The sequence below is a fragment of the Coprococcus sp. AF102-57 genome, assembly GCF_027686195.1.
GTDB classification, from domain to species: Bacteria; Bacillota; Clostridia; order Lachnospirales; family Lachnospiraceae; genus Allocoprococcus; species Allocoprococcus comes.
In genome coordinates this window covers 23532-44574 of sequence record NZ_JAQCSY010000021.1, presented here as the reverse complement: position 1 = coordinate 44574, position 21043 = coordinate 23532, and the positions used below count along the sequence as shown (strand labels likewise).

Genomic DNA, 21043 nt, shown 5'->3' with positions numbered 1-21043 from the left:
GCACTACTTTTCCTGAAATGCAAGGATTTTTAAAATATATGCCTGATTCTCTTTGTAAAGACGCTTTCCGTCGTTCTCTTTCAGCCATTTTACAACCTGGATATCTGCCGCCCAGTCATCTGCCCAGACTTCATCACCTTCGCCACGCGCCGCTGCTTTTTCTGCAATGTATCCCGCCGGGTTTTCCGTAAGATCTTTCAGTACTTCATATGCTTTTTCATTCTTATCATCCAGATCCTGTATCAAAACAACGGTTTCTGTATCCGGTGTCTTTCCATCGAGTGCCTGCAGCTGTTCATTATATTTTTCCAGATTCTCCAGGCTGTCCTTCGCATCCTCCAGACATTCTGTCAGGATTTCGATCTCCGTTTTTCCAGTACCACCCTTTGCAACCGGGCGGATGGATATTTCTGAATCAGCAGTCGTCTTTTTCAGCTCTGCCCGAATCCTCTCCTCATCGTGATCCATTCTTCCGATATCATATCCAAAGTAAAAACCGCCAATTCCAATCACAACAAGAAGAACGATTGCAAAAATTCTTTTTCCGAATTTTTTCTTTTTCATCTTCCGTCCTCCTTACCCTAATATCGTACCTGCTATAATTCCAAGGATCATTCCGCCGATCCCGGTTCCCACAAGCGCCGCAAGATATAAGAGTACCTTCACCGCTTTGGATTTCTCCTTTTTCACCTTTGGAAGTGCCGGACCAGGCTCCGGTGTTCGCCTCTCCTGCGTCTGTTCCGGTGTCTCCTGCCGCGGCATTCTTTCGATTTCTTCTTGTGTCGGATAGGCAAACGGCATCACATCTGCTTCAAGAGCTGAAAATAATTTTCCATCAATCCACTGAAAATACTGCCAGATCGCCGCATCAAACATCCGGTGGGTATCCAGAAAATGATACCAGGATTCCACAAAGGTTTTTGTTCGGAAATATTCTCTATACGCCGGTTCCTCCAGAATATCCTTCCAGTGATACAGCTTATTCCGTTCCTTTTCATTCAAATACAGACTGATGCACTGCTCCATGATTTTCCGGACCTCACGGTCATCCGCGCCTTGTCGCTCAGAAGCATCCGCCATATTCTGGAACTGACGGGTCCAGTCACTGTCCCATGTCTGGAAATCTTCCTCTAACTGTACAGGTAGCTCTCCTGCCTCTTCTTCCCGGAAACTTTCCTCAGAATCTTCGTCAGAATGCACAGGAAGTTCTTCATACTGCGCAGAAGATTCTTCTGACTGTGCATCTTCTTTCTGAGGATTTTCCATGTAAGCCTCTTCCGGATTTCTCTCCGGCTCTGCATAATTCCATGTTTCAGATTCCGCTGCTTTTTCCTGCTCCGCGGCTCCCATCTCCATCCGCCGCGGCTCTTCCGGCATCTGTGGCTCTTCCCCTCTTCCCGCATTGCGCTCCGCCCACGCAAGCGCCTCTTCATAGGCATCGTGGATCCTCTGGAATTCCTCCGGATGTTCTTCCGGGTGGAATTCCCTGGACATTGCCGCATATGCTCTCTTTATCTTTTTCTTTTCCGTTGTTGGTTCAATCCCAAGTACCGTAAAACAGTTCATCACTGCTGCCTCCTCCACTCATCATACAGATAAGCTTCTATCTTGACCGGCACCGATCTCTTCGGTGTATTCTCCACAATGTCCAGAAGCTCACTTGTCCTTATATACGCCTTCTCGATCGTCCGCAGATCCTGTGCATTTAATGCAACTGAAAAATCTGCCAGGATCTTGTCTAGATATTTTCGGATTTCTCCAGTGTTTTCTTCGTAAAGACGGTCTCCTCTCTCCATCAGAAGCCGGTTCTTTTCCTGCTCTCTTGGGTGGATCTTTATTTTCTGCAGCTCTTTTCTTCTTTCCTCGATCTGCTCAGGTGTCAGATGGATATCTTTGTTGACGATCACCTTACTGAAATGCTCCTTGGTGCTCACCACGGTCACATCCACTTCCAGAATTCCGTTAATGTCATAGGTAAATCGGACATCCACCGCTTCCCTCTGATCCTCTCTTCTTGCCAGCGGCACCGGCACACGGATCCGCCCGAGCTCCAGATTCTGGTCTGCATAGCGGTGCTCGCCCTGTAAAATCGTGATATCACAGTATTCCTGGAACTGATGTACCGTCCAGTATCGCTCCACCCGGCTGATCGGAAGAACCGAATTTCGCTCAATGATCGGAGACATGATCGCCGGTCCTTTCGGATCCCCGTGAATGATCTCGGTTCCGAGTGTAAACGGACATATATCTGTAAGAAGTACATCCCGCACTGCCTGCTGCCGCTCCTTGATTCCGGCATACATTCCGGCGCCGACCGCAACCGCAACATCCGGATCGATCTCACACCGCGGTCTTTTGCCGCTCAAAAACTGCAGATAATTCTGCACGATCTTCATCTTACCGGATCCACCGATCATAATGATCTCGTCAATATCCTCCCAGCCATAACCGCTGTCATCCATCGCCCGCTTGAGCGGAATTCCGATTCCTTCAAGCAGCTTTGAGGACACTTCAAGGAGTCCTTTCGCATCCAGCTTCATCTGGTAAACCTGTCCGCCGATCACAACCTCCATCTCGCCCTCCGGCTCACTTGTCAGCGTCCGTTTCAGCTTTTCACTCTCACGGATCAGGCTGGCTCTCTCTTCATTGGTGATCCTGCCCTCATCGATCTGGTTGACACTCAGGAATTTCTCTGCAATTGCACGGTTCACGTCATCTCCGCCGAGATGATTGTCCCCGGCAACTGCCACAATCTCGATCACACTGTCAAATGCATCCACGATCGAGATATCCAGAGTTCCTCCGCCAAAGTCAAACACCAGAAAGGTCTGATCCTCCTCCGTCTTTCCAAAGCGATAGGCAAGTGCTGCCGCCGACGGCTCATTGACCAGACGCTCCACAGTAAGTCCGGCAAGCTCTCCTGCCATCTTCGTCGCATTTCTCTGAAAATCATTAAAATACGCCGGAACACTGATGACTGCCTCTTCAACCGGCTCACCCAGGTATTTTTCCGCATCTTCTTTCAGCTGCCGCAGGACCATGGATGACAGATCTGCCGCTGTAAATTGCCTGTTTCCAAGCATAAATGTCTTCTCCGTCCCCATAAAACGCTTGAAGCTTGCCACTGTACTTTCCGGATGGGAGATCAGCCGCTCTTTCGCGGTTTTTCCCACCAGCATTTCACCGTTCTCATCAATTCCTACTACCGACGGTGTTAAATATTCTCCCAGATTATTTGGAATCAACGTGCATTTATCATCCTGCCATACGCTTACCAGACTGTTTGTTGTTCCAAGATCAATTCCTACCGTTGCCATATGACCGACCTACTTTCTCATTCGTGTTCCTGTTCCATCTCTTTTTGCCCGTTTCAAACGGTTCAGTGTCACTTCTTTTTCGTGGAAGATTACCTTGCTCTCCGTTCCTTCTTCAAACAGATATACCTCTTCTACACTGTCATTTTTCTGTAATTTCATACCGCGTACACCAACTGCACCCTTTTTCTTCTCCGAAACTTCTTCTGCAGGGAAACGGAGCACAAATCCATTCTCCGTCATCAGAACTACATCCTGCACATCCCGGATCGGCTGGATACTTACCAGTGCATCTTCATCCTGCAGTTTCGTTGCCGCGATTGTCCGCTTAGTTACCTGGAATTCACTTCCTGCCACCTTTTTGATCATTCCCTGCTTCGTGGCAAACAGGAATTTTGAGAAAAAGAGTTCTCTGTCATCACACAGATATACGATTTCTTCTTTTGTACTGTCAAAATTACTTACATTGTCGATTGGAAATCCTTTGTCCCTGAACTTTCCATAAGGGAGATCCATCACTTTGATCTGATGCATCTTGCCATCCGATGTAAAAAGACACAGCTTGCCGGTATTCATACAGCACAGAATATACTTATTCTCCTTATCTGCCGCTTCCCGGTTACGTTCATAGACGGATACATCTACCGTCTTAGCATAACCAAAGCGGTCCATCAGAAGGACAACCTCCTGCTCCTGTACTTTATTTTCCTCAAACACAGCTTCTTCTGCATTCTCGATCTTCGTTTTACGCTTCACGGCATATTCTTTTTTCAGCGCATCCAGATCATCAATGATCACCTTCGCCATAGAATCATAATTATTCAGAATATCCTCATATTTTGCAATATTTGCAAGCGTTGTCTCATGTTCCTTCATCAGCGCCTCGATTTCCAGACCGATCAGCTTGTACAGACGCATCTCCAGAATTGCCTGTGCCTGCCGGTCGGTAAACCGGAGCATGGATGCCATCTTCTCAGATCTTTTCGACTTAAACTTGATTTTCTCTGTCGCACCTGTTGTCAGACATTCTTTTGCATCCCTGATGGACGAGCTTCCACGCAGGATCTCAATGATCAGGTCGATCACGTCACACGCCTTGATCAAACCCTCCTGGATTTCTTTTTTATCCTGCTCTTTTTTCAGCAGCGTCTTATATTTTCTGGTTGCAAGTTCAAACTGGAAATCTACATGATGTTCGATGATACGTTTGAGTCCCAGTACTTCCGGTCTGCCATCGGCTACCGCAAGCATATTGACACCAAAAGTATCCTCCAGTCTGGTTTTTTTATAAAGCATGTTGATCAGGTTGTCCACATCTGCATCACGCTTCACTTCAATTACAATACGGATTCCTTCCTTGGAAGACTGATTGGAAATGTCTACGATGTCACTGGTCTTCTTTGTCTCCACCAGATTGCAGACATCGTTCAGAAATTTACCGATTCCGGCTCCGATCATGGTGTACGGGATTTCGGAAATAACGATCTTCTTCCGTCCGCCTTTTATCTCTTCCACATCTACTTTTCCACGAATCTTGATCTTTCCGGTTCCAGTCTCATAAATTTCTGCCAGATCATCTTTATTGACAACGATCCCGCCTGTCGGAAAATCCGGTCCTTTGATGTACTTCATCAACTGTTTTGTCGTGATGTCATTGTTCTTCATGTATGCCTTAACCGCATCCACAATCTCGCCCAGGTTATGTGTCGGAATACTGGTTGCCATACCAACTGCGATTCCTTCCGCACCGTTCAGCAGAAGGTTCGGAATTCTTACCGGAAGAACTGCCGGCTCTTTTTCTGTCTCATCAAAATTCGGTACAAAATCAATGATATCTTTGTCCAGATCGGCAAGATATGCCTCCTGTGTGATTTTCGCCAGTCTTGCTTCAGTATAACGCATGGCTGCAGCCCCGTCTCCTTCAATGGAGCCGAAGTTTCCATGACCATCTACCAGGATCATTCCTTTTTTGAATTCCTGTGCCATAACAACCAGCGCTTCATAGATCGAGCTGTCTCCATGTGGATGATATTTACCCATGGTATCCCCGACAATACGCGCACATTTACGGTATGGTCTGTCATAACGGATTCCCAGCTCATACATGTCATAGAGTGTTCTTCTCTGTACCGGTTTCAAACCATCCCTGACATCCGGGAGGGCTCTGGAAATGATAACACTCATGGCATAGTCAATATATGATTTTTTCATCAGCTCCGAATATTCCGTCCGGATGATCTGTGACTCTTCCATTTTCTCTTACCTCTTCTAGTTTATGTTTTCTGATACACAGACTTTCCCCTTTTGAAAATCCATGCCTTTCCGATCTGTTTTTAAATATCCAGTTCTGCCTCTGTCGCATTTTCATAAATAAATGCGCGGCGCGGCGGAACTTCTGTTCCCATCAGCATCTCTGTTACACCGGATGCCATACGTGCATCCTCGATCTCGATCCGTTTCATCATTCGAGTTTCCGGGTTGAGGGTTGTCTCCCAGAGCTGCTCTGCATCCATTTCACCCAGACCTTTGTATCGCTGCAGGGTAAAGTCGGAATGTGTCTTTCTATATTTCTCCAGTGCCTTATCATCGTAAAGGTACTCTTCTTCTCCCTTTTTCGGCATTGCCTTATAAAGCGGCGGCATTGCCACGTAGACATGACCTTCGTATATCAGTTCCGGCATAAACCGGTAGAATAAGGTCAGCAACAGTGTGGAAATATGCGCTCCATCCACATCCGCATCCGCCATGATGATAATCTTGTCATACCGCAGCTTTGTGATATCAAAGTCATTACCGTATCCCTCTGAAAATCCACATCCGAATGCATTGATCATGGTCTTGATCTCGGCATTTGCCAGAACCTTATCGATGCTTGCTTTTTCCACGTTCAGGATCTTTCCACGGATCGGCAGGATTGCCTGATACATTCTGTCGCGGGCAGTCTTTGCGCTTCCTCCCGCAGAATCTCCCTCAACGATGAAGATTTCACATTTGGATGCATCCCTGCTCTCACAGTTGGCAAGCTTACCGTTACTGTCAAAAGAATATTTCTGCCTGGTCAGAAGATTCGTCTTTGCCTTTTCCTCGGTCTTACGGATCTTTGCTGCTTTTTCTGCACAGGAAAGAACCTTTTTCAGTGTCTCCAGATTCCGGTCAAAGAAACGCGGGATCTCATCACTGGTCACCTTTCCGGTCGCTTTTGCCGCATCCTGGTTGTCCAGCTTTGTCTTGGTCTGTCCCTCAAATCTCGGATCCGGGTGCTTGATCGATACGATCGCCGTCATTCCGTTCCGTACATCCGCACCGGTAAAGTTGGCATCCTTATCCTTTAACACACCAATTTCACGGGCATACTGGTTCATGATCGTCGTAAATGTCGTCTTGAACCCGGTCAGATGGGTTCCCCCTTCCGCATTATAAATATTGTTGCAGAAACCTAGTACATTTTCATGAAATTCATTCACATACTGGAATGCAACTTCCACTTCGATACCTTCTGCTTCTCCTTTATAGTAAACCGGATCGTGGATCACTTCTTTTTTGGAATTCAGATCCTTGATAAATCCAATGATCCCATCTGGTTCATGATACTCGATCCTCTCTTCCTGTGTCTTTCTTTTATCTGTAAATATAATCGTCAGTTCCGGATTCAGGTAGGCTGTCTCATGCAGTCGGCTCTTGATCTCTTCCTCTTTAAATCTCGTCTTCTCGAAAATTGTCGGATCTGGAAGAAAATTGACACAGGTTCCGGTCTTTTTGGTCTTCCCGATCACCGGAAGAAGCCCATCCTCCAGTTCTACCACCGGAATTCCTCTCTCATAACGGTCGTGGTGGACCGCACCGTCACGGCTGATCTTTACATCCATATAAGTAGATAGTGCATTAACAACCGAAGAACCTACTCCGTGCAGACCGCCACTTGTCTTGTATGCCGAATCATCGAACTTACCTCCCGCATGTAGGGTGGTATATACGATTCTGGCCGCCGATACTCCTTTTGCATGCATACCTACCGGCACACCGCGTCCATTATCTGTTACCGTTGCAGAACCGTCCTTTTCCAGTGTCACCTCTATCTGTGAACAAAATCCTGCCAGATGCTCATCTACCGCATTATCTACAATTTCGTACACCAGGTGGTTAAGCCCCTTGGTACTGACGCTTCCAATATACATTCCCGGTCTTTTCCGGACGGCTTCAAGTCCTTCCAGAATGGTAATACTCTCCGCGTCATATGTAGTCTTTTTTGCCATTTTCTTTCTCTCCTCTTATGATCTATCCTAAAATATCCAGGTAAAATCCTGCGGCAGCAGCCTCCTTACAATTTCCCGGATTCCCTGATCTGTTTCTTCAATTCAGTAAGAAAAATTCTATCTCAATTTCAATCCTCTTGTCAAGCCAAATTGACCCTCCCTGCCATTATAACATATTTTATATCATTAAACTTCTGTAGTTTCCATTCTGTCATAAGAATACTCCCTCTATCGTCCGGTCAGCACACTATTTAAAAGGTCTGCCAGCACCTCCATGGCATTTCGCATTTCCTCTACCGTGTTGGTCTGCGCGCCCGCCTCAATAAGAAGCATCCGCGGCATCAGATCCATATTGTATTTATAGCCGCGAAGATAGTTTCTCCTTGCAAATCCCGGATATTTTGTTTCTGCCGCAATCTTCATCTGCAGGGAAAATGCAAGATTATCCTGCAAATATGGATTGGCCATTCCGACAAGGTCTCCGTTTACCCGTGTCCGGCTCAGTCCGTTAAAAAACATGATCTGTGCCGTCGGTTTCCCATTTATCTCTGTCACCAGATGCGTAGTATCCGCCACTCCGTCTCTATGCAGATCGATCACCACTTCGATACTCGGATTTTCCGCAAGGATCTGTTCCACCTCAGGTTTGGCAAATTCATAGGCCTCGCTCCGGTCCAGTTTCCCATTGATCAGATCATATACACCCTCATGATGCATGGTCGGAATCTTGTATTTGTTATTTAAAATCTCCGTCAGATAACGCCCGATCCCTACAATTGAGGTGGACGGATCATTGTCCGAATCTACGAATGTCTCCTGGGAATGGGTGTGATAGATCAGGATTTTCGAACCGCCCGTACTCAGATCGATCCTCAAATCCTTTCCAAGCAGCTCCGAAGCGTTCAATTCCGAAGGATTGATATAAGTCACGCTATCCACCGTATAAAAATTGCTCACAAGATATTCAAAATCATTTAGCCGCTCCATCGAAAGATCCATCGTCGGTACGGACGCCTGCCTTGTCTCTTCACTTTTGTCTTTCCCGATAAGCTGTCCATTTTCATCCACCGAATTCTCTTCTTCTGCCTGCTTTTTTGCAAGAATCGCATAGGTAGCCTCATCTTCTGTCAGAAGCTCTGCCGCCTCCCGTTCAGTCACATAATTGCCAAGAGGAATCAGAGCAGATGCCATGTGGACAACAGCCTCCGTCACCCGGATTTCCCCTTGTTTTTTTTCCGTATATGTAACTCCCGGCATATAAAGCCGCTCCGCATTCTCCTGAACGCTCTGGATCATCCTAATCTTCCAGGACTTCGGAATCAGTGAACCGCTGCTTTTTGCTTCCAGTCCCCAGATTCCTAAAATCATAATGGCAAGAAGCACACAAATTCTCTGTTCTTTTTTCATCTGCGCGCCTCCCTGCCAGTTTCTGAAGATCGCTGTAGCAAAACCATATCTTTCCAGACTGGATCCTGCCCCGGACCTTTTGTGTCATATTGACATAATATATGCAGCTCACTGCCTGATTATGTCGCTGAAGCTGCAAAAAGCATATTCAGTGCCTCCGAAATCGTATAACTGATTCGCCTGACGGTCTCGTCAATATCTTTTGGTGTTACAAACATTCCATTTAAATGTGGCGCGATCAGTTCTTTGATCAGCTCATATTTTTCTGCCGGACTGTATCCTTTGATCACACTTGCCATGCCTTTTAAAGATTCAGATACTTCCACTGCACTGAGCAGATTATCCATCGTATCGCCTACAATGGTTGCCGCATCCACTACAGTCGGCACACCGATTGCAATCACCGGGATCCCGACTGTCTTTTCCGTGATTGCATTTCGGTGATTTCCCACCCCGGATCCCGGATTGATTCCCGTATCCGCAATCTGGATCGTCCGGTTCAGCCTTTTTGAATTTCTCGCTGCCAACGCATCGATCACCAGAAGGATATCCGGTTTTGTCTCTGCCACCACCCCCCGGATCACCTCCACAGTCTCCATTCCGGTCTGCCCCATAACCCCCGGCACGATCGCGCTGACCGACCAGACCTCATCTTCCCCTACCGCATACTTTCCGTACTCCTCAATGATATGCCTTGTGATATGCAGGTTGTCTACCACATAAGGACCAAGTGCATCCGGTGTCACCTGCCGGTTGCCAAGACCGACCACCAGGATCTTTTCCATCTTTCTTTTAGGAAGCAGTTCTCCAATGAATTTCCGGAGCTGCTGTGAAATCTCCTCATGATATCCTTCATCGGGAACTGCCATTTCCGGTGCCTCGATCGTGATATAGCTGCCAACCGGTTTCCCCATCACTTTTGCTCCGTTTTCGGTCTCAATCCTCACGGTCGTGATGCGGATCTCATTTTCCTCATCATACTCTTCCGTCAAGATCACACCCTGGACCTCAACATGATCAGATTCAAACCGTTCCTTCTCTTCCAGCGCCAGATCCGTCCTGATATTATACTTTTCAACCATAGTCCTCTCCCATTTCTGTATTTTCTGTCTTATTCACTTAGTTTTTCGCAAAAAATTGGAATTATGTATTGACAAGCAATCTTTCTTCGCCTAAAATAAATAAGTGTGTTCGACGGATGTTCCGTGTCACTTTTCGTCGAATTCAATATTATGATTATATAATTTATGAAATGATAATTTGGAGGTGTCGGAAATGGCTAATATTAAATCCGCAAAAAAGAGAATTTTAGTAACTGAGACAAAGACAGCTAGAAATAAAGCAATCAAATCTAAAGTGAAAACTTATGTAAAGAAAGTTGAAACTGCTGTTGAAAAGAAAGACGTTGAAGCTGCAAAGGTTGCATTAAAAGAAGCAATCTCTGTAATCAACAAAGCAGGAAGCAAGGGTGTTTACCACAAAAATACTTGTGCAAGAAAGATCTCTCGTTTAACAAAAGCTGTTAACGAAATTGCTTAATTCCGGTTTCGAGATAAATAATGAATGATAAAAAGGCAGCCATCCCGTCAGTGGCTGTCTTTTTTGTTTTCATAAATCTTTCAAAAAAGAGTCTGTACTGAAATGCTGCTTGTATTCGGTACAGACTTTTTTTGTCTTCTGATTTTCTCTTATAATTTAGAATAACCGTAGCTGTTCACGATAGCTTCGATCCGCTGTCCTTCTCTGCACTTCGGGCAATCTTCCGGAGAATATGCTCTGTAATGTGGAAGGTCACTGCTTGTGAAGATCGTATTGACTTCCATTCCTGCAATCTTGTTGACTGAACTGAAAATTGCGCTGATTCCGCAGACTCTTCCGCCGTAGTACAGAATGGACTCGATTGCCTGTTTGACAGATTTACCGGTTGTGATGGACGCTGCAAGGATCAGAACCTGTTTGTTCTCAACCATTCTCTGTTTGTTGTCACGGAACAGGATCTGTCCATCCTGATACATCTCCGGGGTAATAATGGAAATGTTGTTTCCTTTGCTGAGTGAGTACTGGTTCTCATCGGCAAGCTGCTCGGCAAGGAAGGTTCCGATCACTTCTGTCTCTTCCATGCAAACGATGGTATCTACCGTTGTGTTAGAAAGGTAAGCTGCTGCAAGAACTTTTGCAGTTTCACGGGCGTTGTTGTGACGGGATTTGACCGTTGACATGTCGATGTAGGTGTTGATGTGGGAATGACTTGTTGCAAAGTGTCCTTTTAAAATTTTAATTCGCGCCTTTGGGTTTTTAGCGGAGCGAAGGTCTTCCAGTCTTTCATCCATTTCTAGTTCCTCCTTTAAGTTGTTTTGGTGGTTTTGACTGGTTTTAGTATAGCACAGAGGGATAGATTGTGCAATATGTATATTTCGTGAGGTTTTGAAAAGGAAACAAGTTAAAAATTTTTCTAATCTATTCTCCGTACCAACTTAGTTGTGCATTCCATAGTTTTTGATAAAGTGAATCTGAATTTGCTAACAATTCTTCATGTTTTCCCTGCTCTGCTATTGTACCATGATCCAGCACCAGTACACGGTCAGCCATTTTTGCAATACTAAGACGATGTGAAATAATGATAATCGTACTGTCATTTCCTATACGTCTGAAAATAAGATCATTTAATTCTTTTTCATATAGCGGATCAATGGCTGATGTAGGTTCGTCCAATAAAAAGAAAGTCCCTCCGTGGTAAAATGCTCTCGCCATCGCCAATTTCTGCCATTGCCCTCCCGACAAATCTACTTTTCCAAACTCCCGTCCAAGAATTTCATTTTTTGCAATCTGACTGAGGTTTAGTTCTGTAAGAAGCTCTTCTGCAAGTACTGGATTTTTTAATTCCAATTCCTGGGGAGCAAGATTTTCCAGCAACGTTAATGCATATTGCTGATATTCCTGAAACATAACAGAAGGTGTATCAGCGAGAACACCTTCATTTTTCCCTTCTGTAACTACCAGTAATCCTGCCAGTAATTTAGAAAGCGTTGTTTTCCCAGCACCATTCACCCCCACTATAGCGATTTTCTCTCCGGCATGTATTGTAAAATTCAAATCATGAAGCACCGGTTCTTTTCCCGTCGGGTACGTAAATCCTGCATGATGGAATGCAATTTTACCCGTTGATGCGATTCTTTGTGTTTCGTTCTCTGTATCCAGAAACAGGAAAAATGGTTTTACCATTAGACAAAACTGCGAAAAAGCTCCCAAGTCTGAAAACAACTGTGCATACTGATTCTGAAGCTGAAATGTTGCAGAAACTGCTACCATGAACGCTGGATAATCAATTTTTCTCTGGAAAAACAAATAGCCGGCCAGTACATAGACACCTGCTGTTGCAGCAACATTTAAAAACATCAAAAAAGTACGAATCTTTAACACCTGCATTTCCACTTCATATTCTTTTTCACGCAGTTTTCTGGAAGAAGTTTTCCATTTCTGAATAAGAAAATCACTGCTTTCATATACAATCCGCTCTTTTGTGTAACGGATATCAGTTGTACATTCTTTTCGGTCCTTTTCTTCTTTTGCAAGAGCCGCTAATTGTGTACGCCTGCGACTTTTTAAAATTGCTTCACTGACATTTCCAAAAAGTGCTGGAATGGCAGCCAGTACAATAAGAAGAAAAAAAGACGAATGGATAATAGATGCATATCCAGAAAGAAGAACAATTGACAGCACCGCACCAGATAAAGTAATCACGCATTCGACTACCCGATATACATTGATACTTGCAACTTTCGCTTCCCATAGTCTGTTATAGAAGGACGGCATCTCATAATAACGCATCGCAATTTTTCCACATTTTTCATGAAGTATCAATTTTGTTTTCTTCTCAAATTCCAGCAATCCTCCGAACTGAACAATCACACGCTCATAGTAAATGGTGTAGCTTTTCATCAGAAACAAATACGCTCCATAGAGCAAAACCGGAAGAAGCAATGTTAATACCTGATAGTCTGACAATACAGACTTTTCGGCAAGCTGATAGATTCGGCGACTGATCTGAATACCAAATACTGGAAGTACAGCCAGAAATAGGTGGACGAATATCATCCCTGCAAAATGTTTTGGCATCATTTCTGCACCCAGTTTGAGACATTTCGCCACAACCGTATGCTTACAGTTAAATTTCATCCACATACATCTCCTTCTGTGTTTGATAAAGTTTTCGATAAACTCCATTTTTGCGCATCAGTTCTTCATGACACCCATGCTCTACCAACTGACCATGATCCAATACAAGAATTTCATCCATCTGACTGACAGCGCCGAGACGGTGCGTGATAAATAACGTTGTCTTTTCTTGAAATATATGTTCACTCAATCTATATACTTCCCGTTCAGAAATAGGATCAAGACTGGCTGTCGGTTCATCCAAAAGAATGAAATCTGCCTCCGAAAGAAAAGCTCTGGCAATTGCCAGTCTTTGCAATTGTCCTTTTGAAAGTAATGTTCCTTCTTCTGTCAAAAGTGTAAGTGGTGTGTCAAGCCCCTGCTTCAGATTTGAACATTCTAGCATGTCCAGTACCTCTGACACTCTGGCATTCGAAAGATTCGAATCATTTCCCATCAAAAGATATTCCCTTACAGTTACCGGATAAACCTGAAAATCCTGAAATAGCGCTGTCTTTTTCTCAGTTCCATCATAGATTCTGCCATTTGTCGGTTTATAAAGATCAAGCAACAGTTTTGCAAGTGTCGTCTTTCCAGCCCCATTTACTCCAACAAGACCATAGTGTTTTCCCTTTTCAAAAGTAAAGCAGATCCCTTTCAAAGTATCTTCATTATTTTCATAATAACGAAACTGTAAATTGTCCAAAGACAATACATTTTCTCTGGGTGATTCTGCCCTGAAGTTATTCGCTGACCCTTTTTCCAAAAAATCATTTTCTACAAATCGGATTAATTCTGTGCGAAGACCATGAAACTCCCAAATTGGAAATACGCTTTCTGCACACCGTGAAAGTTCCTCTAGCATTCTTGCAATGGTTTCCGTGATTGCGGTATAAGTTCCGAGTGTAATCGACTCCATTGTATTCGGCAAAGCAAAATAAAACATTACAAAAACTGTAATTCCTATCAAAATACTCTCGAGCAATATTTGTCCACGAAACCGAGTATGACCACTCTTTCGATTTATCCTGGCAGCCTGATCAAATTCTTTTGAAAATCGTTCATCCATAGCCTTCGATGTGTCATAAATCCGGCGCTCATAAGCATATTCCCGTTTAATTTGTAAATCAGAAAGATAATTAAACCGACGTGCTGTCTCCATATATCGTTTCCAAAAACCAAAGGTATTTTTTGTTGTCCGTAAATTAATCACAAAAGCAACTAAAACGAGTATGCTCATAACAAGTATTGCGAAAAATGAAGTATTTCTCATAAACCAGACTAAAACGATAGAAGACAAAACAAGTCTGAGCCAACTGACTAATGCATCCGTATATTCCAATGATTTTTCAAAATATGAATCGGATCGTTTTATTATTTCCTGTATATTTTGCTGTTCTAAAAATTGAAGAGAAAGTTTTTGACAGACATGCATAATCTTTTCCGGCATTACGTCTTTATATTGTTTTGTAATCCATATTTTCGCAGCCTGTTTAAATATATGTAAGATGTTTTCTAGTAAAAACAATATAATGATCCAAATAAAATCCATTATAATAATTTTAGAAGAAGCATCATATACAATATGGTCAATTAAAAAAAGCTTTAAAAATATCTCAGACAAAACAACAAGATGTATTATTGTCTGTACAAATACCATTGTAAAATAAATACTTTTATTGTACTTTTTTTCGTTTCTCATTTCATCGTCCTAACAATCAATTCCTAATAAGATTTCCCTTTCCACCTCATTTTTTATATCATATAAGAGACTTCCATAAATTTCTTCAGCTTTCGAAATAGTTTGTTCATAAATAAGTTTTAAGAAATTATCTTTTCCACCTTGTTCCAACAACTTAGTGCAAAATTTGCAAGCAATAAAATTAGAATAATTTCTATCATAACTATCATAATTATTCCATATTTCAAAAATATCTATGTCATGCTTATTTAACATATAATGATTATTATATTTTACACTATTAAAACATTCAGCAACTCCTTCATTTATAAATTTTGTTTTACTTTTAATTCTCCCTTTTAAATAGAAACAAACAACATGTGTAAGTTCATGTCCGCACTCTTCCCATATATATACATGAACAGAACCGAGTGGAGGATTTGCATAGCTCAAAGCTCCATTTAATTCATCTCTATGAGAGGAATATACAAAAACATCTATTTTCTTAGGCAATATAACTCCAAAAAATTTTATTATTATTTGATATTTATAAGTGTACGCATCCATAAATTTTTTTTGTCTTAAAGCATCAATATCATCAACAAAGTAAAATCTCAAACAATCATTTTCATAAAATTTTTTCACTTTATCAGATAAATGTAATAATATATCCCATTTTTTACTTTCTCCTGAAAATTCCCCTTTCATATTTGATGCAATTGCTAAATTACTTTTTGCCAAATCATATTTTCCCATTGAAAAAAATCCAAGTGCAAGATAAGTAATCCCCCTCGAAGTATCAAATGGATATTCTGTATTATTTTGTTTTAATATTTCCATAAGAATCTTAACTGCTTCTTTTATATATCCTAATTCGAACAATACCAAACCTAAAATATAAAAATTTTGATTATTTTTCTCTAAAACAATTTGCTCAAATGAATCTAAAATTAATGAATATTTTTTTTCGTTATACCATTTGGCGATTTCCATAAATAATGCTCTCACTCCTACAATTATATTTCCATTATTAAAAAATATTTAATCATAAAAATATGAAAGAGATGTCATATCAAACGGTGTACATGCTCGTTTTCCATATACACTTTTATGTAAAATGCAGCCTCCAAAACAATCTGGAAGTCTTTTACATTTTACACAAGTCTCTTCATCAAAACAATCCGCTGCGGAATACCACTCAAGCATTCTTTTTGCATCAATTATCATATCACCGTTTTCATTAATGTAGCCTATTTTACCATTTTCAAGTGACATAGTATTAATACATTTCCAAATTCCTAAATCAGGTGTAATATAGAACACTTTTTCATCACAACACGCTTCACAAGATCGATTATAATATCTATTATTAGATAGTTTATAACCTAAAGATGCCGCAGTATCATAAAATTCTTTCAATTCATCAATTGTATTTTTATTTTTATTTGAATAAGTTTCCGTATTATAAACGACTCGAATTGATACAATGATATATTTCCTTAGTTCTTTTTTTATTTTCAATAAAGTTTCCTTAAGTTCCATAACGCTGTTATTATTTAAATTAATTCTTAAATAGAATTCAGAATTAGAATCCTCAAAATACTTTTCTAATTTTTCATTAATTATTCTTATCAGCATATCAAACGAAGGTTTATTATTTTTAAATTTTCGTGTTTTATCATGGCTTTCTTTTCCACCGTCAAGAGTAATTTGTAATGTCCTGCAATGATGTTTTATTAGTGAATCAACAATATTTTCTGTAATCAAAGAACCATTTGTTACAATTGAAGTAGAATAGTCAAAACCATATTGCCCTGATAGTTTCTTTGTATATTCTAGCATATCATTAAATTGACTATATAACAAAAGAGGTTCTCCTCCAAACAAACTTAATTCTACATGACGGTAATTTTTAAAATTTTTGTATGCATATTTTTTTAAAACATCAAAATAATTTTTTGAAGTTTTAGTTTTTCTTTGAGGAGCTTCAAAACAATATGGACATGAAAAGTTGCATTCAAAAGTCGGTGTTAAAATAAGTGTTAACTCCGACGAATCAAAAAAATTCTTTTTGTAAATATATTCAAGTGATTTAAGTTCATCAAAATCATCCTCTATAATAAAACCATTATTTTGAAGGGATAGACATTGTTTTTTGTTAAATAAATTTTCAACATCACATAAATTATCATCCTCAAAATCAATCTCACATCCTATTTGTAATTGCAAAACTGATTTTGATATAGAATTATAAACATATCGCTTATTATCAATATTACATACCATATTATAACTACTAAATCTCATAATTAATCCCTCTCATTATATCTTTACTGAAATTCGTAATTTACAAGATAGGTGTCTTTACTTGCACTAAATATCTACATTTTAATACGCTTTATATTTGCATAATTTACATAGCACCACAATTTCCAGTGCATTTGCAAGCATCTAGTGGAGAAATATGTTCTGTTTTATGCAGTTCACTGGCCATAGTTTCTATTTGTTGAATCGGGTTCGTTCGTGCATCTTTAATAACTTCAAAAATATCATTTTTTTTATCATTTTTCATTTCATTCACCTCTCCAATAAAGACACCTATTATCTTTACTATATCACAGATGGGATAATTATCAATATATTACTTGATACAAGGAATAATATTCAGTCTTTTTTGTTGTTTTATTATTTTTTTGACAAATCAATTTAAAATATATCATTGAACATTTGTGATAGAAAACGGTTTTTATTTTATATAATGTAAGCGTATCGTTTTGTAAAGAGCAATATTGTAGTTTTATGCAAAAAATGTTAAAAACAGTAATTCAAGCAACTTTATTATAGTTTTACGCCTCATTTATATAATATCACTAAAAAATGACAGAAAAATCTGTTTTACAACTGTCTTTTATAATATCATACAATTTCTTTTGTCCATTCTTCATCCACTCTGCTCACAGTAATATAATCTTATTTTTTTCGACTTAGGTAAGTGAGATGCTGGAGATGAAAATTATTGGTTTGACGGGACTTTTGTTTAGAGGGGACGCCAAACTGGCGCAGGAGCGCGATTTGGCTGGGTGTGTTTGTGGAAGGACAGGACTTTTGTTTTGAGGGGACGCGGAATTGGCGCGGAAGCGCGATTCCGCTGGTTGTGTTTTTAGAGTTTGTGGGTCGAATGATTTACGATACAAGCCGGTCAGAGTCTCACAAGCAGAGCTTGTTCGACCGTTGGCGGCGCCAACTAACTAATCAGAAATAGAAGGAGTCCGGGAAAAGCATGCGAACATGTTTTTCCCGGACTCCTTCTATTTCCGCTTAGCTGACCGGCTTGTTGCCTATCGCTTAGTTATTGATCAATTTATCCTCACCGTTCCAGCTATAAAGTTTTCTAATCTCTTCTCCAACCACTTCTGATGGATGTTCTGCGGCTTTCTTTCTCATTGCTTTGAAGTGTACCTGACGTCCTGCCGGTGACATGTCGAGAAGGAATTCTTTTGCGAATGTTCCGTCCTGGATGTCTGAGAGGATCTTCTTCATTGCTTTCTTTGTATCTTCTGTGATGATCTTTGGTCCTGTGATGTAATCACCGTATTCTGCTGTGTTGGAGATTGAGTATCTCATTCCAGCGAATCCGCTCTGGTAGATCAGGTCTACGATAAGTTTCATTTCATGGATGCATTCGAAGTATGCGTTTCTTGGATCGTATCCTGCTTCGCAAAGTGTTTCGAAACCTGTCTGCATAAGGGCACATACACCACCGCAAAGTACAGCCTGTTCTCCGAAGAGGTCTGTTTCTGTCTCTACTCTGTATGTTGTTTCAAGAAGTCCTGCTCTTGCTCCACCGATTGCAAGACCGTAAGCAAGTGCTCTGTCCCAGGCTTTTCCTGTGTAATCCTGTTCTACTGCGATCAGACATGGTGTTCCTTTTCCTGCCTGATATTCGCTTCTTACTGTATGTCCCGGTGCTTTTGGAGCGATCATTGTTACATCTACGTATGCCGGAGGTGTGATGCATCCGAAGTGGATGTTGAATCCGTGTGCGAACATCAGCATGTTACCTTCCTCAAGGTTTGGTTCGATGTCTTTCTTATACATATCAGCCTGAAGTTCATCGTTGATAAGGATCATGATGATATCAGCTTTCTTTGCAGCTTCTGCTGCTGTATATACTTCAAATCCCTGAGCTTCTGCTTTTGCCCATGATTTGCTTCCTTCGTAGAGACCGATAATGACATTGCATCCCGAATCTTTCAGGTTCAGTGCATGTGCATGTCCCTGGCTACCATATCCGATGATAGCGATTGTCTGTCCTTCTAATACTGATAAATTACAGTCTTCCTGATAAAAAATTCTTGCTGCCATTTTTAATTTCCTCCTATGACTTATTGAATTCTATAGAGTTAAAGGCTCCATGCCCCTAGCTTTCTTATGTAACTACTGCTGCATCCCTGAAGGTGCCACTTTCGAGCTCGTCGCTCTTTTCAAAACGTCTCTCTGCTTTAATCAAACATGATCACATCATCGCTTCCGCGCTTCAGTCCGGTAATACCGGTTCTTGCCAGCTCCAGGATCTCATATCCGTCCAGAAGCTCCATAAACGCTTTCAGCTTTGATTCGGTTCCCGTCAGTTCAATCATCAGACAGTCTTTTTCAACATCAACGATCTTCGCACGGAAAATATCTGCCAGTGAAATAAGGTCTGCTCTTTCAGATGCATTTGCACGAACCTTGATCATAACCAGTTCTCTGCATACTGAATTGCTGTCATTTAACGGCTTCACCTCAATCACATCTTCCATCTTGCGAACCTGCTTCTCGATCTGTGAAAGAATCTGTTCATCTCCACTTGCTACGATCGTGATCCTTGTAAATCTCGGATCTGCAGTTGTACCTGCGGTAATACTTTCAATATTGTACCCCCGTCTGCTGAACAATCCTGCCATACGGCTTAATAGTCCCGGATTGTTATAAACCAAAATTGAATAAGCTTGTTTTCTCATAACATACTCCTTTACTTTACAAAACAGAGTGCGTTCTGTTTTTTTATTGTAGCAATTGACACCACCTTTGTCAAGTAGCTTTCTAAAATTTTATCACTTTAATTCGATTTTATCAATTACAGGAACCTCTAATTATCGTTTTCACACTGATTTTTCCGGATTTTGTCAAAATATATCCTTTTATTATCTGCACATATAATTCTTCGATTGCCTGCCGGACTAATCGTTTTTTGTCAAACTCTACTGTTGTCAGCTGTGGGCGGCAAATAAGTGCTGTTTCTTCTTTTCCGACCGCTATCACTTCAATTTCCTTCGGCACCTTGATTTCCAGATCATGCAGATAACCGACAGCCTCTGCTCCCTGTACGGCAGATGCAAATACGAGCATATCTGCGGATAAAGCAAGCCCTGCCAGCCGGATTTTATAGAACATTCTCCGCAGATCCCTGTCTTTTGGAATTTCCAGATATTGTTCTTCTTCAAGACAGCAGCCTTTTTTTGAAAATATTTTCTGCATTCCCTGCCATACCGCTTTTCCGTACTCTTCCGTTCCATCCAGAAACCAGATTCTCCGTTCCTCTCTTTTAAACAGAAACCTTGCGACTTCCTCACCGGCTTTTCCGTAAATCCGGTCTGTTCTGTATATCGCAGCCACCGGAACTGCACACATCTGCCGGATTCTTGTACACTCCTCTTCATTGAGCCAGATACAGATAACCCCATCCAGTTTCCATACCGCCGCATATCGTACAAATTCTTCTGCTGTTTTTACAAAATGCAGCAGCATATAGTATTCTCTCTCATCCAGACTCTTCTCGATCTCACGCAGTATTTCTTCTAATTTTTCACTCTCCTGCTCCCATTCCTGCCTTTTTCCAACAACTACAGCAATCATCCCGGAAGATTTTCCAGAAAGGATACGTGCTCCCATGCTTGGGGCATATTCCTGTTCATCCAGGATCTCCTCTATCCTTTTTCTCGTCTTTCTTGATACCTTTTCCGTTCTTCCATGGATCACATTCGATACAGTTGTTGCACTCACTCCGGCTATTTTTGCAATATCTTTGATCCTGATTTTCCCCTCAGCCATTTCTTTTCCCCCACTTATTTCTTTTGTTTTCTCTGTTTCTACTATCTTACACTTCTTTTCTTCTATCTTACTAATTCGCATTTTTTCGACAGCACCTGTAACTTTTCGATAAAATATTTTGCAGATCATTGCCCGGATAC

17 protein-coding genes are annotated in these 21043 nt (G+C 41.3%); 1 reads left to right on the top strand and 16 read right to left on the bottom strand.

All coding sequences use genetic code 11. From position 1 onward, the window contains the following. Window positions 1-3: 3 nt before the first annotated feature. The 7 genes from PGZ10_RS12875 to gpr form a co-directional block, all read right to left on the bottom strand. Entirely contained in the window at window positions 4-564 is a 561-nt protein-coding gene (locus PGZ10_RS12875; protein WP_270541583.1) for a hypothetical protein, read from the bottom strand. A 12-nt stretch (window positions 565-576) separates the two neighbouring features. After that, a complete protein-coding gene (locus tag PGZ10_RS12870) occupies window positions 577-1566 on the bottom strand; it encodes a DnaJ domain-containing protein (protein ID WP_270541582.1) in 990 nt (329 codons plus the stop codon). After that, window positions 1566-3317, bottom strand: a complete 1752-nt coding sequence (locus PGZ10_RS12865; RefSeq protein WP_270541579.1) for a molecular chaperone HscC — start codon at window positions 3315-3317, stop codon at window positions 1566-1568. Before PGZ10_RS12865 ends, PGZ10_RS12870 begins: the two co-directional genes overlap by 1 nt. A gap of 9 nt (window positions 3318-3326) precedes the next feature. Then, window positions 3327-5567: a DNA gyrase/topoisomerase IV subunit A gene (locus PGZ10_RS12860; protein WP_270541578.1), complete on the bottom strand. Its 2241-nt coding sequence runs from the start codon at window positions 5565-5567 to the stop codon at window positions 3327-3329. Window positions 5568-5647: 80 nt separating this feature from the next. Next, the gene (locus PGZ10_RS12855; protein ID WP_118217721.1) at window positions 5648-7567 is read right to left on the bottom strand and encodes a DNA gyrase/topoisomerase IV subunit B; all 1920 of its coding nucleotides are present in this window, start codon (window positions 7565-7567) and stop codon (window positions 5648-5650) included. A 228-nt stretch (window positions 7568-7795) separates the two neighbouring features. Beyond that, window positions 7796-8974 (bottom strand): stage II sporulation protein P, encoded by a 1179-nt coding sequence (locus PGZ10_RS12850; protein ID WP_117556489.1) that lies wholly within the window; start codon window positions 8972-8974, stop codon window positions 7796-7798. Between the two features lie 119 nt (window positions 8975-9093). After that, window positions 9094-10056: a GPR endopeptidase gene (gene gpr, locus PGZ10_RS12845; protein WP_270246141.1), complete on the bottom strand. Its 963-nt coding sequence runs from the start codon at window positions 10054-10056 to the stop codon at window positions 9094-9096. A 193-nt stretch (window positions 10057-10249) separates the two neighbouring features. Here gpr and rpsT point away from each other — a divergent pair, with 193 nt between their 5' ends. After that, on the top strand, window positions 10250-10513 hold the full coding sequence (gene rpsT, locus PGZ10_RS12840; protein ID WP_008369333.1) for a 30S ribosomal protein S20: 264 nt from the start codon (window positions 10250-10252) through the stop codon (window positions 10511-10513). A 149-nt stretch (window positions 10514-10662) separates the two neighbouring features. Here rpsT and PGZ10_RS12835 read toward each other — a convergent pair whose 3' ends face one another. From PGZ10_RS12835 to PGZ10_RS12795, 9 genes are all read right to left on the bottom strand, one after another. Further along, entirely contained in the window at window positions 10663-11304 is a 642-nt protein-coding gene (locus PGZ10_RS12835) for an orotate phosphoribosyltransferase (protein ID WP_118217719.1), read from the bottom strand. Between the two features lie 127 nt (window positions 11305-11431). Next, a complete protein-coding gene (locus tag PGZ10_RS12830; protein WP_270541576.1) occupies window positions 11432-13150 on the bottom strand; it encodes an ATP-binding cassette domain-containing protein in 1719 nt (572 codons plus the stop codon). Further along, window positions 13140-14831, bottom strand: coding sequence for an ATP-binding cassette domain-containing protein (locus PGZ10_RS12825; RefSeq protein ID WP_270246142.1), 1692 nt, complete (start codon window positions 14829-14831; stop codon window positions 13140-13142). The genes PGZ10_RS12830 and PGZ10_RS12825 overlap by 11 nt, the downstream gene beginning before the upstream one ends. 9 nt (window positions 14832-14840) lie before the next feature. Next, window positions 14841-15803, bottom strand: a complete 963-nt coding sequence (locus PGZ10_RS12820; RefSeq protein ID WP_270246143.1) for a tetratricopeptide repeat protein — start codon at window positions 15801-15803, stop codon at window positions 14841-14843. A 48-nt stretch (window positions 15804-15851) separates the two neighbouring features. Continuing rightward, a complete protein-coding gene (locus PGZ10_RS12815) occupies window positions 15852-17117 on the bottom strand; it encodes a radical SAM/SPASM domain-containing protein (RefSeq protein ID WP_270541575.1) in 1266 nt (421 codons plus the stop codon). A 106-nt stretch (window positions 17118-17223) separates the two neighbouring features. Next, complete coding sequence (locus PGZ10_RS12810; protein WP_270247535.1) at window positions 17224-17382, bottom strand: hypothetical protein; 159 nt, start codon at window positions 17380-17382, stop codon at window positions 17224-17226. A 773-nt stretch (window positions 17383-18155) separates the two neighbouring features. Further along, window positions 18156-19175: a ketol-acid reductoisomerase gene (gene ilvC, locus PGZ10_RS12805; RefSeq protein ID WP_008369340.1), complete on the bottom strand. Its 1020-nt coding sequence runs from the start codon at window positions 19173-19175 to the stop codon at window positions 18156-18158. 137 nt (window positions 19176-19312) lie between these two features. Then, window positions 19313-19813, bottom strand: a complete 501-nt coding sequence (gene ilvN / locus PGZ10_RS12800) for an acetolactate synthase small subunit (RefSeq protein ID WP_270203887.1) — start codon at window positions 19811-19813, stop codon at window positions 19313-19315. 112 nt (window positions 19814-19925) lie between these two features. Then, a complete protein-coding gene (locus tag PGZ10_RS12795) occupies window positions 19926-20984 on the bottom strand; it encodes a LacI family DNA-binding transcriptional regulator (RefSeq protein ID WP_270541574.1) in 1059 nt (352 codons plus the stop codon). Window positions 20985-21043: the final 59 nt, after the last annotated feature.

Coding starts and splice junctions, on each gene's coding strand:
- PGZ10_RS12875 (WP_270541583.1), bottom strand. CDS start 564: ATGAAAAAGAAAAAATTCGGAAAAAGAATTTTTGCAATCGTTCTTCTT.
- PGZ10_RS12870 (WP_270541582.1), bottom strand. CDS start 1,566: ATGAACTGTTTTACGGTACTTGGGATTGAACCAACAACGGAAAAGAAA.
- PGZ10_RS12865 (WP_270541579.1), bottom strand. CDS start 3,317: ATGGCAACGGTAGGAATTGATCTTGGAACAACAAACAGTCTGGTAAGC.
- PGZ10_RS12860 (WP_270541578.1), bottom strand. CDS start 5,567: ATGGAAGAGTCACAGATCATCCGGACGGAATATTCGGAGCTGATGAAA.
- PGZ10_RS12855 (WP_118217721.1), bottom strand. CDS start 7,567: ATGGCAAAAAAGACTACATATGACGCGGAGAGTATTACCATTCTGGAA.
- PGZ10_RS12850 (WP_117556489.1), bottom strand. CDS start 8,974: ATGAAAAAAGAACAGAGAATTTGTGTGCTTCTTGCCATTATGATTTTA.
- gpr (WP_270246141.1), bottom strand. CDS start 10,056: ATGGTTGAAAAGTATAATATCAGGACGGATCTGGCGCTGGAAGAGAAG.
- rpsT (WP_008369333.1), top strand. CDS start 10,250: ATGGCTAATATTAAATCCGCAAAAAAGAGAATTTTAGTAACTGAGACA.
- PGZ10_RS12835 (WP_118217719.1), bottom strand. CDS start 11,304: ATGGATGAAAGACTGGAAGACCTTCGCTCCGCTAAAAACCCAAAGGCG.
- PGZ10_RS12830 (WP_270541576.1), bottom strand. CDS start 13,150: ATGAAATTTAACTGTAAGCATACGGTTGTGGCGAAATGTCTCAAACTG.
- PGZ10_RS12825 (WP_270246142.1), bottom strand. CDS start 14,831: ATGAGAAACGAAAAAAAGTACAATAAAAGTATTTATTTTACAATGGTA.
- PGZ10_RS12820 (WP_270246143.1), bottom strand. CDS start 15,803: ATGGAAATCGCCAAATGGTATAACGAAAAAAAATATTCATTAATTTTA.
- PGZ10_RS12815 (WP_270541575.1), bottom strand. CDS start 17,117: ATGAGATTTAGTAGTTATAATATGGTATGTAATATTGATAATAAGCGA.
- PGZ10_RS12810 (WP_270247535.1), bottom strand. CDS start 17,382: ATGAAAAATGATAAAAAAAATGATATTTTTGAAGTTATTAAAGATGCA.
- ilvC (WP_008369340.1), bottom strand. CDS start 19,175: ATGGCAGCAAGAATTTTTTATCAGGAAGACTGTAATTTATCAGTATTA.
- ilvN (WP_270203887.1), bottom strand. CDS start 19,813: ATGAGAAAACAAGCTTATTCAATTTTGGTTTATAACAATCCGGGACTA.
- PGZ10_RS12795 (WP_270541574.1), bottom strand. CDS start 20,984: ATGCGAATTAGTAAGATAGAAGAAAAGAAGTGTAAGATAGTAGAAACA.